Genomic DNA, 23847 nt, shown 5'->3' on the forward strand with positions numbered 1-23847 from the left:
GTCGGTTGTACGAGACCAAGAGCTACTGTGCAGGCTCTTAACGTCGACCTAAGCCAGACAATCGCCGATTGCACCGCCTGTTCGATGCGCGTGAATGCAGGCGCGAATCCTACCAGGCTACCCGTCGAATCCTGCGCACCGTAATCCTACGGTCATCTTGCACGGAATCGCGGTTGATTAACATCTTAATCACCATCTCTGCCGATACTTCGGCCGAAAGAGATTCGCATTCCGGCTAAAGCGAATCTCTGGGAATGCGGGGGCGGTGAATGGCTGACGTGACAGAGTCCAAACGGTGGCTGCAGTTGCCACCGGACTGCAGCATCGCGTCGATCCGCCAGGTCTACGACACGATCCGCGAGGCCTTCAGCCGCAATGATCGGCTCGAGATCGACTGCTCCGCTGTCGACAAGGCCGACGTCACCTCGATCCAGCTTTTGCTTTCCACCGCGGAGACCGGCAAGGCGCAGGGCCGCCCGGTCGTCCTGACTGCATTCTCGCAAAGCCTCCGCAATACCCTTCGCCGCGCAGGCTTCTCCAGCGATGCGATGATCGACCAACATTTTCACAACAAGGATGGCGCGTGATGGCTACGGTCCTGACGGTCGATGATTCCCCCAGCATCCGCCAGATGATCAAGGTCGTGCTCGAGCCGGCCGGTCACAACGTGATCGAGGCGGGCGACGGCGCGCAGGGCCTGGCGAAGGCGCAGGCGGGCAAGCTTGATCTCGTGATCACCGACCTCAACATGCCCGTCATGAACGGCCTCGAACTGATAAGGGCCCTGCGCAAGCTGCCGTCGCAGGTCGGCCTGCCGATCGTTTTCCTCACCACCGAGTCCAACGACGCGGTGAAGCAGGAAGCCAAGAGCGCCGGCGCCACCGGATGGATCACCAAGCCCTTCAAGCCTGAGCAATTGCTCGCGGTGGTCAACAAGCTGGTGCGGTCATGAGCAGCATGGACCCGACGGAGATATTCCGTCAGGAGGCGAGCGAGCTTTTCGAAACCCTCGAAGGCGCCCTGCTTGATCTTGGCCTGCGTCCCGATGACCGCGAACTGGTCGACTCGGCGTTTCGCGCCCTGCACACCATCAAAGGCTCCGGCGCCATGTTCGGCTTCGACAAGGTCGCCGCGTTCACCCACGAATTCGAGACCGCCTTCGAGCTGGTCCGCAAAGGCGAGATCAAGCCGACCCAGGAGCTGATCGCGGTCGCGCTGGCGGCGAAGGACTATATCCGTGCCCTGATCGAAGCGCCCGATGACGTTGATTCGATCATCGGCGACGCCATCCTGGATGATCTGAAGCGCTTCGTTTCATCTGTCGAGCAGGTCCTGCCGGTCGAGTCTGAGATCGACACCCCGCCGGCAAGCGAGAGCCGACCGGCGGGCTGGCAACTGCGCCTCGAATTCGAGTCACATATTCTCCGCAACGGCTCCAATCCGCTCGACCTCCTGGATGATCTCTGCAAGCTCGGTCCCTGCTTCGTCGTGCCGGTCACCGATGGCGTGCCGCTATTGGACGAGCTGGAGCCCGAGGACTGCTACCTGAAATGGGACGTCACGCTGCATAGCGGTTGCGACAAGGACGCTATCGACGACGTCTTCATGTTCGTGCAGGACGAGATGAAGCTGACGCTGGTGCCGCTGGCGCAGGTCGAGCGCGCGGCGCCGACGTTCGCAATGGCGGAAGCCGAGCCGGTGGCTCCTCCGGCCCCGGCGCCGACCGCTTCCTCGGTCCCCGCTGCGGCGGAGCCGACGACGCCGCCGGAACGGAAGCGCGAGGAGCCGAAGCGGACAGAAGAGCGCGGCATCGCCACCGTCCGCGTCCAGGCCGAACGGCTCGATGAGTTGATGGACCGGGTTGGAGAGCTCGTCATCGCCCAGGCGCGGCTCAGCCAGTTGGCCGCAGCCGGCTCCGATCTCTCGATCAAGATGATCGCCGAGGAGATCGAGCGGCTGGCGGCAAGCCTGCGCGACACCACCATGGGCGCACGGATGGTCCCGATCGGCTCGCTGTTCGGACGCTTCCGAAGGTTGGTCCACGATCTGTCCCGCGACCTCGGCAAGCCGGTCGAATTCGTCACCTCGGGCGAGGATACCGAGCTCGACAAGACCATGATCGAATGTCTCGCCGATCCGCTCGTGCACCTGATCCGCAATGCGATCGATCACGGCATCGAGGATTCCGCGACGCGCGCGGCGGCCGGCAAGACCGAGCAGGGGCGGATCGAGCTCTATGCGATCCATTCCGGCGCACAGGTTCTCGTCACCGTCAAGGACAATGGCGGCGGGCTCAACACCGCGCGCATTCGCGCCAAGGCGGAAGAGCAGGGGCTGATCGCGCCCGGTGCCGCGATGTCGGATCATGAGATCCATCAATTCCTGTTCCATCCGGGGTTCTCGACCGCCCAGACCATCTCCGCGCTGTCCGGCCGCGGTGTCGGCATGGACGTGGTCAAGCGCACCATCGAGAACATGCGCGGCTCGATCGATCTGTCGACGAAACCCGGCGCGGGAACGTGCGTCACGCTGCGCCTGCCGCTGACGCTTGCAATCATCGAGGGATTGCTGATCCGGGTCGGCGAGGGCCGCTACATCATTCCGCTCCCGGCGGTCGAGGAGTGCGTCGAGCTCACGGCGGACGACGAGCGTTCGCGTGGGCGCAATTTCCTCAACGTGCGCGGCAACCTCGTGCCCTTCCTGCGGCTCCGCGACATTCTCGATGTGTCGGGTATGCCCGGACAGCATCAGAAGACGATCATCATCTCGACCGGCGAGACGCGCGTCGGGCTGGTTGCCGACCAGATCATCGGCAATCATCAGACCGTCATCAAGTCGCTTTCGAAATTGCATTCCGACGTCACGATCTTTTCCGGCGCGACCATCCTTGGTGACGGCACGGCCGCGCTTATTCTCGACGTGGCGCAGCTCGTCGCGCTGGCGCAGTCGCGTGCGGAGAAGCAGCAGATGAGCGAGGCGGCATAGATGGCGACAGATCGGCAGCAGGACGCCGGGACCGTCCAGGACGGTTCGATGCAGGTGGTCATGATCGGGCTCGGCGACGAGAAATTCGCGCTCGATGCCGGCCTGGTGCGCGAGATCATCGATCCGGTTCCCGCGACGAAAGTGGCCGGCTCGCGCTCGTTCGTGCCCAGCGTGATCAATGTGCGCGGCAATGTCATTCCGCTGGCCGACCTGCGCATCCGTTTCGGGATGCCGCAGACCGAAGCCTCCACGGAGACACGGATCGTCGTGATCGAGGTCGGCATCGACAATGAGCCGGTCCTGGTCGGCGTCACCGCCGACAAGGTCTACGAGGTCACCGAGATCTCGCGGACCGACGTGCAGCAGACGCCGCGCGTCGGCATGCATTGGAAGCCGGAGTTCATCCGCTTCATCACCAAGTGGCGTGAAGAGTTCGTCATCGTACCGAATATGGAACGTATCCTGAATTGAGGACGTCTCGGGGGCGAGACTTGAGGGGCTGAAAATGAGATTTACTGTCAAGGCGAAGTTGGCCTGTGCCTTCGGCGCGATCATCCTGCTGTCCGCGGTGAGCGGCGCCGTGGCCTATATGAAGCTCAACGACATGGTGGAGACGACGGACAGCCTTGTCGCCCGCGCCGGCCGGATGGAAAAGGCAGCCGAGCTCGAGAAGGATGTCCTGTTTCAGGTCCGGGCCGAGAAGAACGCGATCCTGGTGCCCGAAGGCGACATGGACCGGTTCTTGTCCGAGATCGACAGGACTCGTGGATCCACCTTGAAGCTCAAGGACGAGATTCAGTCCGGCGCGAGCGAACAGGGCAAGCGGCTGATCGAGAACTTCAGCACCGCCTACGCCAAGATGAATTCGGTGCAGGACGAGACGCTCAAACTCGCAAGAACCGACAAGGCCAAGGCCGCCGAGCGATCGATGACCGTTGTCCGCCAGGCGGTTGTTGAGTCCATGGAGGCGGCCGATGCCTATATCGGCTACGCGAAGAAAGCCATGGCTATGCAGGCCGAGCAGGCCAAGGAAGAAGGCCGCCGCGCGACCGTCATGCTGGCAAGCCTGGTTATCGCGTCGCTCGTTGTCGGGCTCGGCGCGGCGCTCTGGATCGCATTCAGCATCGGCCGCTCGCTGGGACGTGCAGTCGGCCTGGCAGGCGCAGTCGCCGACGGCGATCTCAGCCAGAAAATCGACGTAGTCAGCAACGACGAGATCGGAGATCTCGTCAAGTCGCTGAACGTGATGGTCGAGAAACTGCGGCAGATCGTGTCGGAAGCCCTGACCGCGGCGCAGAACGTCTCGGCCGGCAGCCAGGAGCTTTCGGCCAGCGCCGAGCAGCTCTCGCAGGGCGCGACCGAGCAGGCATCCTCGGCTGAAGAAGCCTCCTCCTCGATGGAGGAGATGGCGGCCAATGTGAAGCAGAACGCCGACAACGCCAACCAGACCGAGAAGATCGCGGCGCAATCGGCCAAGGATGCCGAAGCCAGCGGCGCCGCCGTCGGCCGCGCCGTCGAAGCGATGCAGACGATCGCCGAAAAGATCACGATCGTGCAGGAGATCGCGCGGCAGACCGATCTGTTGGCGCTCAATGCCGCGGTCGAAGCGGCGCGCGCCGGCGAGCATGGCAGGGGCTTTGCCGTGGTCGCCTCCGAAGTGCGCAAGCTCGCCGAACTCAGCCAGGCGGCCGCCGCCGAGATCGGCACGCTGTCAACGGAGAGCGTGAAGGTCGCGCAAGAGGCGGGCAGCATGCTCGCGAAGCTCGTGCCCGACATCAAGAAAACCGCGGACCTGGTCCAGGAAATCACGGCGGCCTGCCGCGAGCAGGATGTCGGCTCGGCCCAGATCAACCAGGCGATCCAGCAGCTCGACAAGGTCGGCCAGCAGAACGCCAGCGCATCCGAACAGGTTTCCTCGACCTCGGAAGAGCTGGCCTCCCAGGCCGAGCAGTTGCAGTCGACGATCGCCTTCTTCCGCATCGACCAGGGTCGCAAGGCCGCCGCCGCGCCGATCGACAAGGCGGTCAGCCAACTGCGCTCGAAGGCTGCGACAATGGCGGCCGCCGATCGCGGCGCCAGGAAGCCGTCGGCCGCCGCGGCGAAGCCGCAGGGCCGTCGCGCCCTCAAGGTTGCCAATGGCGGCGGCTTCGCTTTCGAGCTGGATGAAGACGGGGACGACCGCGACGCTGATTTTCAGCGCTGAGGAGTGAAGCGTTGGTGGGCTGGCAGGTTGGATTGATTGCGGTCCGACCAACAATTCGAGCATTCTCTTGGGGGCTGAAATGAGACTTACCGTAAAAGCAAAATTGGCCGGCGCCTTTGGCCTCGTCATCCTGTTGTCCATGGTCGCGGGCGCGGTGGGCTACGTGAAGCTCAGCGACATGGTCGGCACGGCCGAGAGTCTCGTTTCGCGGGCCGGACGCATGGACAAGGCCGCCGAACTCGAAAAGGGCATCCTGCTTCAGCTGCGGGCCGAGAAGAACTCCATCATCGCTTCGGAAAAGAACTATGACCAGTTCGTTGCCGACCTGGCGAAGATTCGCGAGCCGCTGCTCAAGACCAGGGACGAGATCTATGCCGGAGCGACCGACCGGGGCAAAAGGCTGATCGATGCTTTCTCGGCCGCCTACGTCAAGATGAATGCCTATCAGGATGAGACGGTCCGCCTCGCCAAGGTCGACAAGGCGGCGGCGACTGATCGTTCGATGAACGAAGGTCGCAAGGTAGTGGCCGATGCGCTGGAAGCCGCAAACGCCTACATCTCGCTCGTCAAGTCGGCGATGGCCGAGCAGACCGAGCAGGCAAGGCAGGACGGGGCGCGCGCCGAGATGCTGTTGGTCATCCTGGTGCTCACCTCGCTCGTGATCGCGGTGGTGGCGGCGACCTGGATTGCGCTCAATATCAGCCGCGGACTCAGCCGTGCCGTAAACCTTGCCGATGCGGTTGCGATCGGTGATCTCAGCCAGAAGATCGACGTTGTCAGCAACGACGAGATCGGCGACCTCGTCAAGTCGCTGAATGCGATGACCGTGAACCTGAACGGAACGGCGGCTGTCGCCAACGAGATCGCGCAGGGCAATCTCACCGTCGACGCCAAGCGCCTGTCGGACAAGGATACGCTCGGCATGGCCCTGGAGCGCATGGTCGAGAAGCTCCGCACGATCGTCGCGGAAGCGCTGACGGCGGCGCAGAACGTCTCGGCCGGCAGCCAGGAGCTCTCGGCCAGCGCCGAACAGCTCTCGCAAGGCGCGACCGAGCAGGCCTCCTCGGCCGAAGAAGCCTCCTCCTCGATGGAGGAAATGGCGGCCAACGTGAAGCAGAACGCCGAGAACGCCAACCAGACCGAGAAGATCGCAGGGCAGTCGGCGAAGGATGCCGAAGCCAGCGGCGCCGCGGTCGGCCGCGCCGTCGAGGCAATGCAGACGATCGCCGAGAAGATCACCATTGTGCAGGAGATCGCGCGGCAGACCGACTTGCTCGCCCTGAACGCGGCGGTCGAGGCCGCGCGCGCCGGCGAGCATGGCAAGGGCTTTGCAGTCGTCGCCTCCGAAGTCCGCAAGCTCGCCGAGCGCAGCCAGGCGGCCGCAGCCGAGATCGGCACGCTGTCGGCGGAGAGCGTGAAGGTGGCACAGGAAGCGGGCAGCATGCTGGCCAAGCTGGTGCCTGATATCAAGAGGACGGCGGAGCTGGTGGAAGAGATCACGGCGGCCTGCCGCGAGCAGGATGTCGGCTCGGCGCAGATCAACCAGGCGATCCAGCAGCTCGACAAGGTCGGCCAGCAGAACGCCAGCGCATCCGAGCAGGTCTCCTCGACCTCGGAAGAACTGGCCTCCCAGGCCGAACAGTTGCAGTCGACGATCGCCTATTTCCGTATCGACCAGGCAAAGGACAGGCCCGCGGCTGCGATGCCGATCGACCGGGCCGTCGGCCAGCTCCGCGCGAAAGCCGCGAGCATGGCAGCCGCCGAGCGCAAGCCCGTCGCCAAGCCGGCACGTGCGCTCAAGGCCGCCGCCGGCGGTGGCTTCGCCTTCGCGATGGAAGACAGCGACGATCGCGACGCCGATTTTCAGCGCTAGAGCATGATCCGGAAAAGTGGGGAACCGGTTTTCCGAAAAGATCATGCTCAGAAAAGAAACACGCGGGGCCCGGCCTTCGAGGCGAGTCCCCGCGATCTCTGACCGGAAGGACGCAACATGGCCGGCACCGCTCAATATCTGACGCTCGGTCTCGCCGGGGAGACCTTCGGCATCAGCATCTGCAATGTCCGCGAAATCCTCGACATGCGGCCGATTTCGCGTCTGCCGCACGCGCCGCATTTCATGCTCGGCATGATCGACGTGCGCGGCAGCGGTTATCCGATCGTCGACCTCCGCCTGAAGCTCGATCTGCCGAGCGTGCCGGCGACGGAGGCGACGCGCATCATCATCCTGGACGTGCCGATGAACGACCGCCTGGTTGGCGTCGGCTTCGTGGCGGACTGCGTGTTCGAGGTCACCGACATCGACGAGGACTCGATCGGTCCCGTGCCCTCGGTCGGCGGACGCTGGCAATCCGACTACATCGCGGGCATCGGACGCAAGGGAGAAAAGTTCGTCATCATCTTCGATCTCGCACGACTGATGGCCGACGCGGAAGTGTCCGCCGACGAGGCCCGCGTCGACGCATCAGCCGCAGCCTAGACTTGCGACATCGGCGATGCTGGGAGCCGGGGTACATTTATCCGATCGTCAATTCCGCACGATCGCTGAATTGATCGAGGGGCAGGTCGGCATCAAGCTGCCTGCTGGCAAGCGCCTGATGCTGGAAGGGCGGCTGCACAAGCGCGTCCGCGCGCTCAACTATTCCGGGCTCAACGAATATGTCGAGCATCTGTTCGACAATGGCCTGCCCGACAACGAGCTGACCCATCTGATCGATGTGGTCACGACCAACAAGACGGATTTCTTCCGCGAGCCGGCGCATTTCACCTTCTTGAAGGAGGTCGCGGTGCCGGCGCTCCTGAAGCCCCGCGGTCGCGGCTCGCACGGGTTGAAGATATGGAGCGCGGCCTGCTCGACCGGCATGGAAGCCTATACGACCGCGATGGTTCTCGACGACATGACGAGGTCTGGCACAAGGTTCCAGTTTCGCATCCTCGGAACGGACATCTCGACTGCGGTGCTGCGGCTTGCCAAAGCCGCCATCTACACGCGCGACGTCATCGCGCCGGTCCCTTCCGAGTTCGTGAAGCGCTACTTCCTGTCGTCGAAGGACCGATCGAGCAACGAAGTCCGCGTGGTGCCGGAATTGCGGCGACTGACGAATTTCATGCGGATGAATTTAATGGATTCCAGCTATCCTGTGGACCGTGACGTCGACATCATCTTCTGCCGGAACGTCCTGATCTATTTCGACAGGAAGACGCAGCGCAAGGTCGTCGATCAGCTTTGCTCGCACTTACGGCCGGGAGGCTATCTGCTGGTGGGGCATTCCGAATCGATGATCCACAACACGGTGCCGACGTTGAAGCAGGTTCAGCCGACAGTTTTTAGAGTCTAGCGACGTGGAGCGCACGGCAATGCCAAAGCAGAAACTTCGCGTGCTGATCGTGGACGATTCGGCGTCGGTACGCCAAATTCTCACGACCATCCTGAGCGAGGATCCGGATATCGAGGTGATGGCGACCGCCTCCGATCCGTTCGCTGCGGCGCGGCGGCTGCAGAACGAATTGCCCGACGTGATCATCCTCGACATCGAGATGCCGCGCATGGATGGGATCACGTTCCTGCGCAAGATCATGGCGCAGCGCCCGATCCCGGTGATCATCTGCTCCTCGCTCACCGAAGAGGGCTCGGACCAGATGTTCGAAGCCTTCGAGGCCGGCGCCGTCGATATCGTTCCCAAGCCGCGGATCGATACCCGGCAGGCGCTGCTGGAATGTTCAAACCGGCTGCGCGAAGCCGTGAAATCGGCCGCGCGTGCACGCGTGCGCCCACGCCAGCAGCGGCGCAGCATCGAAAAGAAGCTGACCGCGGATGCCATCATGCCGCCGCCGATCCAGGGACGCTCGCGCCCCACCACCGAACGGATCGTCTGCATCGGCGTCTCGACCGGTGGCACCGAGGCGCTGCTCGACGTGCTGGAGGCGCTGCCGCCGAGTTGCCCAGGGATCCTGATCGTTCAGCACATGCCGCAGGGCTTCACCGCGGCGTTCGCGCGGCGTCTCAACGTCGCCTGTCAGATCACGGTGAAAGAGGCGGAGGATGGCGAGCCGGTGCAGCCGGGCTGCGCCTATATCGCGCCCGGCGCGCGCCACATGCTGCTGCAACGAACCGGCCTGCGTTACAGCATCGCCATCAAGGACGGCCCGCCGGTGTCGCGGCATCGGCCCTCGGCCGACGTCCTGTTCCGTTCGGCGGCCCAATATGCCGGCCGCAATGCGCTCGGCATCATCATGACGGGAATGGGCGACGACGGCGCGAGGGGCCTTTTGGAGATGCGCAAGCTTGGCGCGGCGACGCGCGCGCAGGACGAAGAGAGCTGCGTGGTGTTCGGCATGCCGAAAGAGGCGATCGCGCACGGCGCCGTGGAGAAGGTGGTTTCGCTCAACCACATCGCGCGCGAGATCATGCTCTGGCACCAGGCCGGACAACCTGCCCTGACGGAATGATGCAATGATCTCTCCCGACATCCAGACCGACACGGTTACTGCGGCAGTTGCCTCCATCGAGGAGGTGTCGTCCCGCATCGAGGATAGTTTTGCCAAGGTCGGCAATCATCTCGGGCGCGGTCACGCCCTGTTCAAGGAGCTCGAGGGCGCGCTCACCGGCCTCTCGCGCGAAATGTCGGGCGCGGAGATCGAAGGCGCCTCGACCGCGCTTCAGGATATCGCCGGCTGCTTGAACGCGCTGGCCGAGGCACTGCCGGCGGAAAGCGCGCTTCTCGGCCGGATCGGCGAGGATGCCGAGGCGGCATCCGCGCAGATCGCGCCGCTCTTCAAGCATATCCAGATGATCTCCATCATCGCGCGGAGCGCGCGCATCGAGGCGGCGTCGCTGGACGGCGAGCGCGACAGCTTCCTTGATTTCACAAAGGAGGTATTCGAGCTCGGGCAATCGGTGCAGCATTCGATCGAAGGCTGCGCGCGCGATCAGAAGCTGCTCTCGGTAGCGGTCGAAACTGCGCTCAACAGGCAGAAGGAATTCGAGAAGCTCTATCGGGGGCAGCTTCTCTCGGCGAGCGCCGGTCTGATCTCGGCCTATAGCGGGATGCGCGAGCAGCAGGACAAGAGCGTCCATCTTGTCGAGCTGGCGGGCAGGAGCACCAAGAAGATCGCCGATGCCGTCGGCAGCGCGATCATCTCGCTGCAGTCGGGCGACAGCACGCGGCAACGTCTCGAACATGTCTGCGGCGGCTTGCGTCGTGTCGCTGTCGCAGCGGTAAGCACCGTTCCGGCGCTCGAAGCGGATGCCAGTGCGCGAAGAGCCCAGATCATCTGCCAGCTCCAGGCCGCGCAACTCAAGGATGCGGATCGCGAGTTCGGCGATGATATCGGCGCGATCGTCCGTTCGCTGAATGCCATCCTTGCCGATGCGACCGGCGTGGTTGCGCAAGGTCGCTCGGTATATGGCGGCCATGACGGCGAGGCCCCGTCATTCCTTGCCGTCATCAAGCAAACGCTGGCGCAGGCCTCGGAGCTGATTGCGACCTGCGAGAATTCGGGCAGATCGGTCGATGCTGCCCTCTCCGTCGTCGAGGATACGCTCGGCAAGTTTCGTCTGGCGATCGCGGGCCTTGGCGAGGCCGTCGTCGACATCATCCTGATCGGCATGAATGCCAGCCTCAAGGCCGGCCATCTGGGCGTGAAGGGCAATGCGTTCGTCGTGATCGCCAACGAGCTCAAGATGACCGCGGATCAGGTCTCCGCCGGCGCTTCCAGGCTGAAGCCGATCCTCGACCGCATCGAGCGCGCTGCCGGCGATCTCAAGGAGTTGCGCGCTCATGGAAATCCCGCGCAATTGGCCAGGCTCGAGCCGTCGATTCTGCAAACGCTGCAGGAGATCGAGGCCGGCAACGCGCGGCTCGATCGGTTGATGGACCGGCTCGTCCACGAGGGTGCCGAATTCGAGGCCTTGATGGGTGGTGCCCACGATCTGATGACCACGCTCGGCGAGGCATCCGCGTCCCTCCCGGCTGCTGCCTCGCGCCTTGAGGCCTCGAGCGCAACGGTCGGAAAGCTGTCGCTGACTTCGAGCGATGAGGCGGTGCTGGACGATCTGTTCGCGCAGTACACGATGGAACGGGAGCGGCAGGTCCATCGGGACGTCCTGCAGCGCCTCGGTGTGATGTCAAAATCCACGCCGCACCGGCCCGAGCCGGAGGTGCACGACGACGGCGTGCTGCTGTTCTAGAGCATGATCCGGAAAAGCGTGAAGCGGTTTTCCGGATCATGCTCTAGCCATCTCATCACGCTCGAATAGGCCTCGCCGGGAGCTTGGCAGGAATAGATTTCTGTCACAAAGAGGCTATATGAGCTAGCTTCCGGCCGAAGCCGCGCCCGCTTGCGAGCCGCTTTGCGGGCCGGATGATTCCACGGAAGACAGGCACGAACGAGATGACCGGATGCTGGCGCGGGGTTCGCTATTGGGCGCGCATGTCGGCGCTGAAGCCCCTCAGCCCGTGCGCGCGATCGTCACGGTAAGCACTGCGCGATGAAATCCTTCGTGACCGATGACGATCCGGATGCCTCGCTGTTCGGGCAGGGCTTTCGGCTGATGCTGTTTCCGGCGATCGTCGGGTTACTTTTCGTGGGCGGCGTGTATTGGCTTCACCTTCAGCTCCACAGGGCTGGCGGGCAGGCCGAGCCGACGGCAGTCGTCGAGGTCCGGCTGTTGCCGCGTCCGGATCCGCTGCCGATTCCCGTGAACCAAGCTTCGCAGTCAACGGCCGTGAACGCAGCAAACCCGGGCAAGGCTCCGACTGAGACGCCGGCCGAGATGTCGCGCAACAATCTCGCGGCACTCCCGGTCGAAGAGACGTCGTCTTCCGAAGCGGCCGTTTCGAGCAGGATCCCGCTGCGTTCCGCGGACGCCGTGCCAACCCCCGCGAAGCTGCAGTTCAGAGACATCCTGGTGCGTCATATCGACAAATTCCAGCGCTATCCGCGGGCCGCCAAGCGGCAGCATCTGCAGGGAACGGTGCTTGCGGTCTTCTCGGTCGGCCGCGATGGGAAATTGCTCGGCGCCTGGGTCAAGACCAGCTCCGGTCAAGCCGTGCTCGATCAGGCCGCAATCGATACCATTCGCCGCGCCCAGCCGCTGCCGCAGATACCGCCGGCTCTTCCCGATTCCATGACAGTGGAAGTCGCGCTCGGCTTCGATCCGTCGTGAGATCCGGGGCTACCTAGCCCCGTGACGCTTCCGCCGCATCGAACGCCGATCTCGCCATCGCGATCTTGGTCTGGCTTGTCTCCGCCCAAGTGACGAGTTGGGCCACGGGTTCGAGCAGGGATTCGCCGAGCTCTGTCAATCCGTACTCCACGCTCGGCGGCTTGGTCGGGAACACGCGGCGCGTGATCATGCCGTCGCGCTCGAGGTCGCGAAGCGTTTGCGTCAGCATGCGCTTGGAGATGTCGGGGATCGACCGCCGGATCTCGCTGAAGCGATGCGGCCGCTGCGCGAGCACGATCAAGATCAGCGTGGTCCACTTGTCGCCGAGACGATCCAGGATGCCGCGGACCGGGCAAAGCGCGAGGTCGAACTCGCCGCCGCGCCAGGTCTGGAAGCGCTGCCCCAGGCACTGCTGGGCCGACCCAAGGTTATTTTCGCGTAACCCTGTCACCAAAACCTGCCTCCTTCCGCGATCTCCGGCGGCCTCGTATCTAGGCCTGGTCTCTATTTTAGACCAGGAAGAGGAACATGACAATTTCCGAACGTATCGCCATCACCGGGGTAACCGGCCAGTTGGGCCGCCTCGTCATCGCCGAGCTCTTGCGGATCGCCCCCGGTGCGCATCTGGTTGGTATCGTCCGTGACCCCGTCGCCGCCAAAGACCTGGCGGAGCGCGGCGTCGAGCTTCGCACAGCAAATTATGAAGACCCCGGCGCCCTTAAGGCTGCGCTCACAGGTGCGGACAAGGTGCTTCTGATCTCCTCGAGCGAGATCGGGCAGCGCGTTCGCCAGCACGGCCATGTCATCGATGCCGCGAAAGCGGCGGGCGTGAAGCTGCTCGCCTACACCAGCATCCTCCATGCCGACACCAGCCCGCTGGCGCTGGCGGAGGAGCACCGCAAGACGGAAGCGCTGATCCGCGCATCCGGCGTGCCCTTCGTGTTCCTCCGCAACGGCTGGTACACCGAGAACTACACCGGCAATATTGCCGCTGCCGTCGAGCATGGGGCCGTACTGGGCGCCGCAGGACAGGGCCGCTTCTCCCTCGCCGCGCGCGCCGATTACGCCGCGGCCGCAGCAGCCGTGCTCGCAGGCCGCGATAATCAGGCGGGCCAGATCTACGAGCTCGCCGGCGATAATGGCTATACGCTCGCCGACTATGCCGCCGAGATCGCCAAGCAGTCCGGCAAGCCCGTCGTCTACAAGGATCTGCGGGAGGCCGATTACAAGGCTGCGCTGGTGTCGATCGGCCTGCCGGAAGCCTTCGCGGCGCTCCTGGCTGACAGCGACGCCAAAGCGGCGAACGGCGCACTCTATGACGCCTCCAGGCAATTGAGCGCGCTCATCGGTCACCCGACGAGGCCATTGGCCGAATCGGTGTCAGCAGCGCTCGCGCGATAGAGGGCCTGTAGCCCGGGTGGAGCGCCAGCGTAACCCGGGGCCGCTCTCGAGCTCAGCAATAACGGCCCGTCATTCCGGGGCGCGCGCAGCGCGAGCCCGGAATCCATCAGGCAGCAGGTAACAGTGGAGAAATGGATTCCGGGCTCGATGCTGCGCATCGCCCCGGAATGACGGCAGTGGGCGTGGCGGAACCGGAATCAACTAACTCCGGCCGCTGATCGAACGGGCTACGATGCTGCCGCATAGCCCTGCGGCAGCGTCACGCCCTCAAGGTCCGGACCGCCTGGGCATCTATTGCGCTGTGTCAAACGATTGCCCGCCGGCCCGGCTAGGGTCGCCTCCGGACTTCCGGAGGTATCATCTTGAACAGTGCCCCTGACCTGACCATGGATGACGGCGCGGTCCGCTCGCTCCATCCGCGTGGCGCGTGGACGGTTGCCAATGTCGAGATTCTGGAGCGGCTGTGCGCGGGCATCCAGCCGCGGCTTGCGCATGGCATCCGCAAGATCGACCTGAGCGGGATCACGGCGCTGGACACGGTGGGCGCCTGGCTGATCGAGAAACTGGCGCGCGGCGGAACGACGCAAGCGAGCGAAGCCGAGATAACCGGTCTTTCCGCCAGCTATTCCGGATTGATCGGCGAAGTTCGGAAATTGAACCGCAGGCCGCCGGCGGCCGCGCGGCGCACCAACGCGCTCGCCGACCTGCTCGAGCGGGTCGGACGTGGCGTCATTGCCGAGACCATGGTCTTCCTCGATATGCTCGGCAGTGTTGGCATCGCGCTGTTCCGGACGCTGCGCCATCCGCGATCGTTTCGCTTCACCTCCACCGTCTATCAACTCGGCCAGGTCGGCTGGCGTGCGATCCCGATCATGGTGCTGATCACGTTCCTGATCGGTGCCATCATCGCCCAGCAGGGCATTTTCCATTTCCGCAAGTTCGGCGCCGATTCCTATGTCGTCGACATGGTCGGCATCCTGGTGCTGCGTGAACTCGGCGTCCTGATCGTCGCGATCATGGTGGCCGGACGTTCCGGCAGCGCCTACACCGCCGAGATCGGCTCGATGAAGATGCGCGAGGAGATCGATGCGCTCACGACCATGGGACTCGATCCGGTCGAGGTGCTGATCCTGCCGCGCGTGCTGGCGCTGGTGATCGCGCTGCCGATCCTCACCTTCTTAGGCTCGATGGCCGCGCTCTATGGCGGCGGGCTCGTCACCTGGCTCTATGGCGGCATGGGCCCGGCGATCTTCATCGCGCGGCTGCATGAGGCGGTCTCGATCAACAGTTTCGAGGTCGGCATGATCAAGGCGCCGTTCATGGCGCTGGTCATCGGCCTGATCGCGGCGAGCGAAGGGCTTCGCGTCAAGGGCAGCGCGGAATCGCTCGGGCAGCAGACGACGTCCTCCGTCGTCAAGTCGATCTTCCTGGTCATCGTGCTCGACGGCCTGTTCGCCGTGTTCTTCGCCTCGATCGGAATGTAGCCGTGACCGAAGAACGCATCGCCATCCACGTGCAGGATCTGGTCGTCGGCTTCGGCCGCAGGATCGTGCTCGACCATCTCAATCTCAATGTCCGTCAGGGCGAAATCCTGGGTCTCGTCGGCGCGTCCGGCGGCGGCAAATCCGTGCTGATGCGCACGATCATCGGATTGCTGCCGAAACGCGGCGGCATCATCGAGCTTGCCGAAAACGGCGGCAGGAGCGGCGTGCTGTTCCAGCAGGGCGCGCTGTTCTCGGCGCTGAACGCGCGGCAGAACGTGCAATTCCCGCTGCGCGAGGCCGCGCATCTGTCGCCGTCGCTGCTGGACGAGATCGCCAATGCGAAGCTCGAGATGGTCGGCCTCACCGTCGATGATGGCGACAAGTTTCCTTCCGAACTTTCCGGCGGCATGGTCAAGCGCGTGGCGCTGGCGCGTGCGCTCGCGCTCGATCCTGCGCTCCTGTTCCTGGACGAGCCGACGTCCGGATTGGACCCGATCGCCGCCGGCGAATTCGATTCCCTGATCAAGACGCTGCAGCGGACGCTCGGCTTCACCGTCTTCATGGTCACCCACGACCTCAACACGCTCTACGCGGTCTGCGACCGCGTCGCGGCGCTGGCCGACGGCAAGATCGCCGCGCTCGGTCCGCTGAAATCGGTGTTGGAATCCGACCATCCCTGGGTGCGGGCCTATTTCCACGGCGCGCGAGCGCAAATGCTTCATCTCAACGCTTAACGGAACGACATCAATGGAAACGCGCGCACCCTTTATCGTTGTCGGCGCCTTCGTCCTGGCGGCGATCGTCGCCGTGTTCGGCTTCGTCTACTGGCTCAACAACACCGGCGGCATCGGCAAGCGCGAGACCTACCAGGTCGTCTTCAATGGTCCCGTTCCCGGCTTGCTCGTGGGCGCTGCGGTGTTGTTCAACGGCATCCGCGTCGGTGAAGTCACCTCGCTTGAATTCGTGCCCGACCGGCCGCGCGACGTCCATGCCACCATCGCCGTGCTCGAGCACACGCCGGTGCGCGCCGATACCAAAGTCGGCCTCGATTTCCAGGGCCTCACTGGCGTGCCCGTGGTGGCCCTGGAAGGCGGCGAGCGGATCGATGCCCCGCGCGTGCAAGGGCCGCTGATCGCCGAGAAAGGGGCAGGGCAGAGCATGACGCAGGCCGCGCGCGATGCGCTGCGCAAGGTCGATACGGTGCTCAGCGAAAATTCCGCAACCCTGCATGACGCGATCGGCAACATCGGCACCTTTGCGGACGGGCTGGCGCGCAACACCCCGCGCCTGGACAATATCATCGCCGGTCTCGATCGGACCATGGGCGGCGGTGGCGCCCCAGCGCGCAAGACGACTTTTGACCTCAGCCCCGCCAGCCGGTTCGATGCGCCGGTCCGCCCCTTCAAGGGAACGCTTTCCATTGCCGAGCCGACGGCGATCACTGCGCTGCAGACCCAGCGCTTCCTGTTCGCGGGCGGCGAGGACAAGGATTTTGCCGACGCGCAATGGAGCGACGCCCTGCCGCAGCTCGTGCAGGCGAAACTGCTGCAGAGTTTCGAGAACTACGACATCGCCCATCCGCCGTTCCGTCCCGACGCCGCGCCGGAAGGCTCGTCCCGCCTGCTGCTCGACCTGCGCCAGTTCGAGATCGTCACGGCGCCACAGCCGCACGCCGTGATCGCGCTGTCCGCCAAGCTCCTCGATGCGTCAGGACATCTGCGCGCTGCGCGCGTCTTCCAGCAGGAAGCGCCGATCGAGACGCTCGCCCCCGCCCCGGCGGCGAAGGCCTTCAACGCCGCCTTCGATGCACTGGGGCGCGAGTTGATCCCATGGACGGCGGCCCACGAAGCCGAAGCATCCAGGTAGGTCCTGCGAAGCCGATGTGACCGCTATCGTTGCAACAAACAGCGGATCAGGCGGCTGTTGGTGCGGCGGGCGGCTCCCTGATCATCAGGACGTCGCATGGCAGTTCGGCCATGAGATGCTTGCCGACGCTTGCAATCAGCATTTCGGAGAGCGCACCGCGCCCCTCGGTGCCGAGCACGACAAGGTCGATGTCCATATCGCGCACGCCTCGGCGCAGCACTTCATCCGGCGTCCCAAGTTCGATGAACGAACGTGCACGCCGCCTGATCGTCTCGCCGCATGTCATTGTCGTGAGGAAGGCCTTGTAGTCCCGCTCGACAGCCTGCTGACATTGCCGTCGATAGGCAGCGGAATCGTGGGCCAACCCACTCATCGGTATCTCGTAGGCGTGGAATATCATGAGCGCCTGGTCGGGGAAGCAGCGGACCGCGGCCTCGAGTGCATGGCGTGATGAATCTGAAAAGTCGATCGCTGCGGCGATGCGGCCGTAAGCCCGCTGTCCCCTTTTCTTCACGATCAGGATCGGTGTGTGCGAACTGCGAAGCAGGCGATCGACCGTCGTGCCAAGGAAAAGTCGCCCGAACGGCTCATCCCTTGCAACCCCGGTGATGATGAGATCGCATCCTTTCTTTTCGGCGGTGCGCACGATCGCCTCGGCCGGGTCGCCTTCATCGATCACGATGTCGGCCATCTTCGCCAGCGGGCCGATATCGGCCAGCAACTGCTTTGCCGCCACGCTGACGGGATCGGGGGGGCGTCGCCAGGATGGAACGCTCGGATCGAAATCCGCATCCCGAAGTTTTTCGAGAACGTGCAGGATCACGAGCTTCGCCTGCCATGACTGCGACAGCAGCACGGCGCGATCGAGCGCGCGGTCGCAGCGGGGGCTGAGATCGGTGGCGAGCAGAATTGATCCCGGCGGTTCTTTCGTCGCGCTTGCTTCGCTCATGTGACGGTACCTTTCAGCCATGCGGCCGCTTCGATCGTCCGGGTTCCGGCGCGAGACCGCAACGATCTTGGCTGCGACATTTCGTTCACCCGCATTCTGCAGCGCCGATCGCGTCGTGTCGATTGACATGGATCATCCCGACAAGCGCGGTTCCCGGTACCAGGAAACGTCGTCGCAACGTATCATTGCAGCATGCACAGAAAATCCTCCGATCCGACGATGCACGAGGCGCACCGGCAGACGGCGGCGGAGACGGTGGCCGCCCTGCATACCGATGCCGAGCGGGGTCTGAGCAGTGCGGAGGCCGCCCAGCGCCTCGCGCGCGATGGCCGAAACGAATTGGACACAGTGCCACCGCGTCCCGAATGGCTGAAATTCCTCGATCAGTTCACCGACGTGCTGGTGCTCCTGTTGATCGCGGCGGCGGTGATCTCGATCGCGATCTGGCTGAATGAGCACGAAACCGCGCTGCCCTACGAGGCCATCGCGATCCTTGCCATCGTGCTGCTCAACGCGCTCATGGGCTACATCCAGGAGGCCCGGGCGGAGCGCGCCGCAGCCGCGTTGCGTGAGATGTCCGCCGCGCACTCCAACGTAGTCCGCGATGGCGAGCGGCGCAACATCCCGGCGGCGGAACTGGTGTCGGGCGATATCATCGTCATCGCGGAAGGCGACACCATTCCGGCCGACGCCCGGCTGATCGTGTCAGCCGCGCTGCAGACGGCGGAAGCCGCGCTCACCGGCGAAAGCCTGCCGGTGAGCAAGCACGTTGCGCCGCTGGCTGACAAGGCCGAGCTCGGCGACCGGCACAACATGATCTTCAGCGGGACCACCGCGGTCTACGGGCATGGCCGTGCGGTGGTCACCGCGACCGGGATGAAGACGCAGATGGGCCGGATCGCCGGCATGCTACGGGAGGCGCCGCAGGAGACCACGCCGCTGCAGCGCGAGCTCGCGCGCGTCGGCAAGGTGCTTGCGATCACGGTCGTGCTGATTGCAGTGGCCATGATCGGCACGATCTTTCTCGTCAGCGACATCAACGGCTTCTCCGAGATTTTCGCGGTGCTGCTGCTCGGCGTGGCGCTGGCCGTCGCCGCGGTTCCGGAAGGATTGCCGGCGGTGGTCACCGCCGTGCTGTCCATCGGCATGCAGCGGATGGCGAAGAAGAATGCCATCATCCGCCGTCTCGCCGCCGTGGAAGCGCTCGGTTCGGCGACCGTCATCGCATCCGACAAGACCGGCACCTTGACCAGGAACGAGATGACGGTGCGCCGGGTCGTGACGGCGAGCGGTTGCACCAATCTCTCCGGCACCGGCTATGCGCCGGAGGGCGACGTGCATCTTGCCAGTGATGCGTCGGACAATGGCGCGCTGCAGTTCGAGCTCGAGCGCACGCTGACGGCGGCCGAACGCGCGAACAACGCGCTGCTGGAGGAACGTGATGGCGCCTGGATCGTGCAGGGCGATCCGACCGAAGGCGCATTGATCGTGGCCGCATGCAAGGCAGGCCTGCTCCCTGCCGCGCTCGATCAGCGCTTCGAGCGGATCGGCGAGATTCCGTTCTCGTCCGAGCGCAAATTGATGAGCACGGTGCATACCGATGCGGAGCGGCGCGACCGCCTGATCGCGGTGACCAAGGGCGCGCCAGATGTCCTGCTCGCGCGCTGCACCCACGAACTTGTCGGACGAGATGCAGTCGCGCTCACCGATGCGCGCAAGGCCGAGATCATGGCGAGCAATGATGCGCTGGCCGCGAAAGCGCTGCGGACGCTTGGCGTCGCGTTCCGATCGCTACCGGCGGAAAGGTCGCAGCATGATGCATTCGATGAGAATGTGGAGCAGGACCTCGTCTTTCTCGGCCTGATCGGCATGATCGATCCGCCGCGCCGGGAAGCGCGCGATGCGGTCGCACGGAGCCGGGCAGCAGGCATCCGCCCGATCATGATCACCGGCGATCACCCGAAGACCGCGGCGATCATCGCCGCCGAGCTCGGCATCATCACGTCAGGCCAGCGCGCGGTGTCCGGCGCCGAGCTGGAGGCCATGACGGAGCAAGAACTCGACCGCGTTGTGGAGGAGGTCTCGGTCTATGCCCGCGTCAATCCCAGTCACAAGCTGCGCATCGTGCGGGCGCTACAGCGGGCAGGGGAAACCGTGGCGATGACCGGGGACGGCGTCAATGATGCCCCGGCGCTGAAGGCGGCCGACATTGGTGTCGCCATGGGGGTTACGGGCACCGACGTCTCCAAGGAGGCGGCCGACATGGTGCTCGGCGACGACAACTTTGCCACCATCGTCGCGGCGGTCGAGGAGGGGCGCGCGATCTTCGACAACATCCGGAAATTCCTCCGCTATCTGCTGTCGTCGAATATCGGCGAGGTCTTGACGATGTTCTTCGGCGTTGTGCTGGCCGATACAATCGGACTTTCCGCCGCCAGCGGTGTCGTCGTGCTTCCACTGCTGGCGACGCAAATCCTCTGGATCAACCTGGTGACCGACGGCGCGCCCGCGCTCGCCGTCGCCGTCGACCCGGCGGACCCCGCCATCATGCAGCGCCCGCCGCGCCCGCGCGACGAGGGTGTCATGACGCTGACGATGTGGGGCGGGATTTTCCTGGTCGGGATCATCATGGCGGGTGGCACATTGCTGGTGCTGGACGCCTCGCTTCCGGGCGGCCTGATCGAAGGTTCAGGCACGATTGCCTATGGGCGCACCATGGCCTTCACGACGCTGGTGCTGTTCCAGCTTTTCAACGTCTTCAACGCCCGCTCCGACGAGCTCAGCGCATTCCATGGCCTCTTCACCAACGGCTGGCTCTGGGCGGCAGTCGCGCTTTCGCTCCTGCTGCACGCGCTGGTTGTCTACGTGTCCTTCCTCCAGGAGGCGTTCTCGACCGTCAGCCTGAGCGCCGGCGACTGGCTGTTCTGCGCGGCGGTTGCAAGCTCGGTGCTGTGGCTGCGCGAACTGAGCAAGCTCGCGATCCGCGGGTTCGGCGGCCGTTCGAGCTCCCATTCGGCGCCCCGATAATCGGCAAACACGCAATGTAGCCGCAATCCAGCGGCTCTATGGAACCAGGTCAACTTGAATTGCCTGGGTCAGGGTGGTGCGAATACTTCTGGTTGAGGACGAAGACGAGATGGCGTCGGCCTTGTCTGCGGTCCTGAAAAGCTACGACATGCTGGCCGACCGGGTGACCTCGCTGATGGAGGCCGCGGAAATCATGGTGGCGGGCGCCTATGACGCGATCCTGCTCGACCGCAACCTGCCTGATGGCGACGGCATCAGCCTGATCCCGAAGCTCCGCGCCAAGGCGATCCCGACCCCCGTCATCGTGCTGACGGCGCGGGGCGAATTGTCGGACCGCGTCACCGGCCTCGACACCGGCGCCGACGACTATCTGGCCAAACCGTTCGCGGCCGAGGAATTGCTGGCGCGGCTGCGGGCGGTGTGGCGGCGGTCCGCCGACCTGCAGCCCGATATCGTCAGGCTCGGGCGGCTGAGCTTCAACCTGAACCATTGCGAGGCCGAGGTCGACGGCCGCCTCCTGGAATTGCCGCGCCGCGAACTGCTGGTGCTGCAAACCCTGATGCGGCGGATGGGGCGCACGGTCGTGCGCTCGTCGCTCGAGGCTGCCGTCTATTCGCTCGACGAAGAGGTGCAGTCGAATGCGCTGGACACGCATGTCTCGCGCCTGCGCCGCAAGCTCACCGAGGCCGGCGCCGGCGTCGAGATCCACGGCATCCGCGGCGTCGGCTATCTCCTGCGGGCGGCATCATGAAGTCGATGAACACGGCGTCGCTGCGCTCCCGCCTGATCCGCCGATTGATCCCGCTGCATGCGGTGCTGCTCGTCGCTTTTGTTGTTTTGCTCATTGCAACTCTGTGGGCGTCCGGTTGCGTGTATCGGCGCGACGATGGGCGCGGCATCGATGTGCTGCGCGACGCGGTGGCACGCAGCGCCGACGGAACGCTTGTCCTGCGCGAGACCCCGGCGCTGAAGGAGCTGCGCGGCGATACGCGGAATTTGTGGTTCGTGATCCACGACAAGTCCGGCCATTCGCTCTCCGAGGGAGACGTGCCGCCGGAGTTTGCCCGTCTCGGCGGCGGGCTCGGCGATATCGATGGCGAAATTCGCAGTTGGGATCGCGCCAGTGACGATTCGCGTCATATCAGCGGACAGATGAAAGTGGTCGAGACCGCAGCAGGCCCGGTGCAGATCATCGTCACCAGCGAGATCAGGATCTCGGATGCGCAGTCGCTGCTGCAGATCACGCTGGCTTTCTTCGGGCTGATGTTGCCCGGCTTTGCCCTGATGGCGCTGACGACGCTGGTGGCGACCCCGCTCGTGGTGCGCAACGCGCTCGCGGGTCTTGACGAAGCCGCGCATCAGGCCGGCGAGATCGATATCGACAAGCGCGGCGCCCGGCTGCCGGTTGGCGCCGTCCCCACCGAGATCGCGCCGCTGGTGAGCGCCGTCAACGACGCCTTGGGACGGCTCGATGAAGGCTATGAACGGCATCGACGCTTCCTCGCCGATGCCGCGCACGAATTACGAACGCCGATCGCGATCCTCACCACGCGCCTGGAAGGCCTGCCGCAAAGCGCCGAGAAGGCGCGCCTGATCGAGGACGTCTCGCGGCTCGCGACGCTGACCGAGCAGTTGCTCGATCTGCAGCGGCTCGAGCAGCGGCTGGCGCAATCGTCCGCCATCGATCTTGCAGGTCTCTGCGCACAGGTGATCGCCGATCTCGCGCCGCTCGCGATCGCGGCCGGCTATGAGATCTCGTTGCAGCATGAGGGTGCGCGGATCGACGTGTGGGGCGATCGGGGCGCGCTCGAACGTGCCGTCGTCAATCTGGTGCAGAATGCGATCCAGCATGGCGGTCATCGCGGCGCCATCGTCGTTGCCGTCAGCGCACCGGCGACGGTCGAAGTCCGCGACCAGGGCCCCGGCATTCCGGCTTCAGAGCGCGAGCGCATCTTCGAGCCGTTCCACCGCCTGCAGCCGCGGCACCGCGGCGCGGGCCTCGGCCTCAACCTCGTGCGCGAGATCATCCATCTGCATCGCGGCGAGGTGAGCGTCACCGAACGAAGCGGCCACGGCGCCTGCTTCCGCATCTCCCTCCCACCGATCGCGCTCCCCGCCTTGGCCGTGAGTTGAGAGCCAGTAGCCCGGGTGAAGCGAAGCGCAACCCGGGATATCTCTATCAAAATCGACGACCGGTCCCGGGTGACACTGACGCTCCACCCGGGCTACGGCACCGAAGGTTTCGCTCGGCGGCCGGAGCTAATTTACTCCGGCTTCGCCACGCCCGCCGCCGTCATTCCGGGACGATGCGCAGCATCGGGCTATGATGTGCAATTGCACATCAGAGAATCCATTTCTCCGCCGTCGCCCGCGGCCTGATGGATTCCGGGCTCGCGCTGCGCGCGCCCCGGAACGACAACCGGTTATTGCTGAGGTCGAGAGCGGACCCCAGGGTACGCTGACGCTCCACCCGGGCAGCGGCCCTGAAGGTTTCGCTCGGCGGCCGGAGCTAATTTACTCCGGCTTCGCCACGCCCACCGCCGTCATTCCGGGACGATGCGCAGCATCGGGCCCGGAATCCATTTCTCCGCCGTCGCCCGCGGCCTGATGGATTCCGGGCTCGCGCTGCGCGCGCCCCGGAATGACAACCGGTTATTGCTGAGGTCGAGAGCGGACCCGGGGTACGCTTTCGCTCCACCCGGGCAGCGGCCCTGAAGGTTTCGCTCGGCGGCCGGAGCTAATTTACTCCGGCTTCGCCACGCCCACC

At 64.7% G+C, this 23847-nt stretch carries 20 protein-coding genes; 18 read left to right on the forward strand and 2 right to left on the reverse strand.

The genetic code is table 11. The features are described from left to right. The first annotated feature begins 269 nt into the window (after positions 1-269). The 11 genes from ACZXDY_RS25855 to ACZXDY_RS25905 all read left to right on the forward strand — a co-directional run bounded on the left by ACZXDY_RS25855 (position 270) and on the right by ACZXDY_RS25905 (position 12353). The gene (locus tag ACZXDY_RS25855; protein ID WP_028167213.1) at positions 270-587 is read left to right on the forward strand and encodes an STAS domain-containing protein; all 318 of its coding nucleotides are present in this window, start codon (positions 270-272) and stop codon (positions 585-587) included. Then, positions 587-952 carry a response regulator gene (locus ACZXDY_RS25860; RefSeq protein ID WP_027580048.1) on the forward strand — a complete coding sequence of 122 codons (366 nt, stop codon included), beginning with the start codon at positions 587-589 and terminating at the stop codon, positions 950-952. The genes ACZXDY_RS25855 and ACZXDY_RS25860 overlap by 1 nt, the downstream gene beginning before the upstream one ends. Further along, complete coding sequence (locus tag ACZXDY_RS25865; protein ID WP_464347455.1) at positions 949-2985, forward strand: chemotaxis protein CheA; 2037 nt, start codon at positions 949-951, stop codon at positions 2983-2985. The genes ACZXDY_RS25860 and ACZXDY_RS25865 overlap by 4 nt, the downstream gene beginning before the upstream one ends. After that, positions 2986-3456, forward strand: coding sequence for a chemotaxis protein CheW (locus ACZXDY_RS25870; protein WP_130577808.1), 471 nt, complete (start codon positions 2986-2988; stop codon positions 3454-3456). Between the two features lie 34 nt (positions 3457-3490). Then, positions 3491-5188 carry a methyl-accepting chemotaxis protein gene (locus ACZXDY_RS25875; protein ID WP_464347456.1) on the forward strand — a complete coding sequence of 566 codons (1698 nt, stop codon included), beginning with the start codon at positions 3491-3493 and terminating at the stop codon, positions 5186-5188. Positions 5189-5267: 79 nt separating this feature from the next. Continuing rightward, on the forward strand, positions 5268-7061 hold the full coding sequence (locus tag ACZXDY_RS25880; RefSeq protein WP_464347457.1) for a methyl-accepting chemotaxis protein: 1794 nt from the start codon (positions 5268-5270) through the stop codon (positions 7059-7061). A gap of 117 nt (positions 7062-7178) precedes the next feature. After that, complete coding sequence (locus ACZXDY_RS25885; RefSeq protein ID WP_028167208.1) at positions 7179-7664, forward strand: chemotaxis protein CheW; 486 nt, start codon at positions 7179-7181, stop codon at positions 7662-7664. 16 nt (positions 7665-7680) lie between these two features. Next, positions 7681-8523, forward strand: a complete 843-nt coding sequence (locus tag ACZXDY_RS25890) for a CheR family methyltransferase (RefSeq protein WP_464347458.1) — start codon at positions 7681-7683, stop codon at positions 8521-8523. A gap of 19 nt (positions 8524-8542) precedes the next feature. Continuing rightward, on the forward strand, positions 8543-9634 hold the full coding sequence (locus ACZXDY_RS25895) for a protein-glutamate methylesterase/protein-glutamine glutaminase (RefSeq protein ID WP_464347459.1): 1092 nt from the start codon (positions 8543-8545) through the stop codon (positions 9632-9634). Between the two features lie 4 nt (positions 9635-9638). Next, on the forward strand, positions 9639-11375 hold the full coding sequence (locus ACZXDY_RS25900) for a chemotaxis protein (RefSeq protein WP_464347460.1): 1737 nt from the start codon (positions 9639-9641) through the stop codon (positions 11373-11375). A 312-nt stretch (positions 11376-11687) separates the two neighbouring features. After that, the gene (locus ACZXDY_RS25905) at positions 11688-12353 is read left to right on the forward strand and encodes an energy transducer TonB (RefSeq protein WP_464347461.1); all 666 of its coding nucleotides are present in this window, start codon (positions 11688-11690) and stop codon (positions 12351-12353) included. A 13-nt stretch (positions 12354-12366) separates the two neighbouring features. On the opposite strand, the gene ACZXDY_RS25910 is transcribed toward ACZXDY_RS25905, so the two are convergent. Next, positions 12367-12804 (reverse strand): winged helix-turn-helix transcriptional regulator, encoded by a 438-nt coding sequence (locus tag ACZXDY_RS25910; protein ID WP_464347462.1) that lies wholly within the window; start codon positions 12802-12804, stop codon positions 12367-12369. A 77-nt stretch (positions 12805-12881) separates the two neighbouring features. Here ACZXDY_RS25910 and ACZXDY_RS25915 point away from each other — a divergent pair, with 77 nt between their 5' ends. The 4 genes from ACZXDY_RS25915 to ACZXDY_RS25930 all read left to right on the forward strand — a co-directional run bounded on the left by ACZXDY_RS25915 (position 12882) and on the right by ACZXDY_RS25930 (position 17104). Then, entirely contained in the window at positions 12882-13754 is an 873-nt protein-coding gene (locus ACZXDY_RS25915) for an SDR family oxidoreductase (protein ID WP_464347463.1), read from the forward strand. Positions 13755-14140: 386 nt separating this feature from the next. Continuing rightward, positions 14141-15238: an MlaE family ABC transporter permease gene (locus tag ACZXDY_RS25920; protein ID WP_464347470.1), complete on the forward strand. Its 1098-nt coding sequence runs from the start codon at positions 14141-14143 to the stop codon at positions 15236-15238. A 2-nt stretch (positions 15239-15240) separates the two neighbouring features. Further along, entirely contained in the window at positions 15241-15972 is a 732-nt protein-coding gene (locus ACZXDY_RS25925; protein ID WP_464347464.1) for an ABC transporter ATP-binding protein, read from the forward strand. 13 nt (positions 15973-15985) lie between these two features. Then, the gene (locus ACZXDY_RS25930; protein WP_464347465.1) at positions 15986-17104 is read left to right on the forward strand and encodes an ABC-type transport auxiliary lipoprotein family protein; all 1119 of its coding nucleotides are present in this window, start codon (positions 15986-15988) and stop codon (positions 17102-17104) included. Positions 17105-17150: 46 nt separating this feature from the next. On the opposite strand, the gene ACZXDY_RS25935 is transcribed toward ACZXDY_RS25930, so the two are convergent. Then, positions 17151-18182, reverse strand: coding sequence for a universal stress protein (locus ACZXDY_RS25935; RefSeq protein ID WP_464347466.1), 1032 nt, complete (start codon positions 18180-18182; stop codon positions 17151-17153). A gap of 63 nt (positions 18183-18245) precedes the next feature. Here ACZXDY_RS25935 and ACZXDY_RS25940 point away from each other — a divergent pair, with 63 nt between their 5' ends. The 3 genes from ACZXDY_RS25940 to ACZXDY_RS25950 all read left to right on the forward strand — a co-directional run bounded on the left by ACZXDY_RS25940 (position 18246) and on the right by ACZXDY_RS25950 (position 23213). Next, positions 18246-21080 (forward strand): cation-translocating P-type ATPase, encoded by a 2835-nt coding sequence (locus ACZXDY_RS25940; RefSeq protein WP_464347467.1) that lies wholly within the window; start codon positions 18246-18248, stop codon positions 21078-21080. Between the two features lie 76 nt (positions 21081-21156). Further along, the gene (locus tag ACZXDY_RS25945) at positions 21157-21831 is read left to right on the forward strand and encodes a response regulator transcription factor (RefSeq protein ID WP_456642855.1); all 675 of its coding nucleotides are present in this window, start codon (positions 21157-21159) and stop codon (positions 21829-21831) included. Next, positions 21828-23213, forward strand: coding sequence for a sensor histidine kinase (locus ACZXDY_RS25950; protein WP_464347468.1), 1386 nt, complete (start codon positions 21828-21830; stop codon positions 23211-23213). The genes ACZXDY_RS25945 and ACZXDY_RS25950 overlap by 4 nt, the downstream gene beginning before the upstream one ends. Positions 23214-23847 lie beyond the last annotated feature (634 nt).

The sequence above is a fragment of the Bradyrhizobium sp. LeoB3 genome (assembly GCF_055456055.1).

Excerpts from the sequence above, each read along its gene's own strand:
- ACZXDY_RS25855 (WP_028167213.1), top strand. The coding sequence starts at position 270 with ATGGCTGACGTGACAGAGTCCAAACGGTGGCTGCAGTTGCCACCGGAC.
- ACZXDY_RS25865 (WP_464347455.1), top strand. The coding sequence starts at position 949 with ATGAGCAGCATGGACCCGACGGAGATATTCCGTCAGGAGGCGAGCGAG.
- ACZXDY_RS25895 (WP_464347459.1), top strand. The coding sequence starts at position 8,543 with ATGCCAAAGCAGAAACTTCGCGTGCTGATCGTGGACGATTCGGCGTCG.
- ACZXDY_RS25950 (WP_464347468.1), top strand. The coding sequence starts at position 21,828 with ATGAAGTCGATGAACACGGCGTCGCTGCGCTCCCGCCTGATCCGCCGA.
- ACZXDY_RS25870 (WP_130577808.1), top strand. The coding sequence starts at position 2,986 with ATGGCGACAGATCGGCAGCAGGACGCCGGGACCGTCCAGGACGGTTCG.
- ACZXDY_RS25920 (WP_464347470.1), top strand. The coding sequence starts at position 14,141 with ATGGATGACGGCGCGGTCCGCTCGCTCCATCCGCGTGGCGCGTGGACG.
- ACZXDY_RS25915 (WP_464347463.1), top strand. The coding sequence starts at position 12,882 with ATGACAATTTCCGAACGTATCGCCATCACCGGGGTAACCGGCCAGTTG.
- ACZXDY_RS25880 (WP_464347457.1), top strand. The coding sequence starts at position 5,268 with ATGAGACTTACCGTAAAAGCAAAATTGGCCGGCGCCTTTGGCCTCGTC.
- ACZXDY_RS25940 (WP_464347467.1), top strand. The coding sequence starts at position 18,246 with ATGCACAGAAAATCCTCCGATCCGACGATGCACGAGGCGCACCGGCAG.
- ACZXDY_RS25860 (WP_027580048.1), top strand. The coding sequence starts at position 587 with ATGGCTACGGTCCTGACGGTCGATGATTCCCCCAGCATCCGCCAGATG.
- ACZXDY_RS25930 (WP_464347465.1), top strand. The coding sequence starts at position 15,986 with ATGGAAACGCGCGCACCCTTTATCGTTGTCGGCGCCTTCGTCCTGGCG.
- ACZXDY_RS25875 (WP_464347456.1), top strand. The coding sequence starts at position 3,491 with ATGAGATTTACTGTCAAGGCGAAGTTGGCCTGTGCCTTCGGCGCGATC.
- ACZXDY_RS25900 (WP_464347460.1), top strand. The coding sequence starts at position 9,639 with ATGATCTCTCCCGACATCCAGACCGACACGGTTACTGCGGCAGTTGCC.
- ACZXDY_RS25890 (WP_464347458.1), top strand. The coding sequence starts at position 7,681 with ATGCTGGGAGCCGGGGTACATTTATCCGATCGTCAATTCCGCACGATC.
- ACZXDY_RS25885 (WP_028167208.1), top strand. The coding sequence starts at position 7,179 with ATGGCCGGCACCGCTCAATATCTGACGCTCGGTCTCGCCGGGGAGACC.
- ACZXDY_RS25935 (WP_464347466.1), bottom strand. The coding sequence starts at position 18,182 with ATGTCAATCGACACGACGCGATCGGCGCTGCAGAATGCGGGTGAACGA.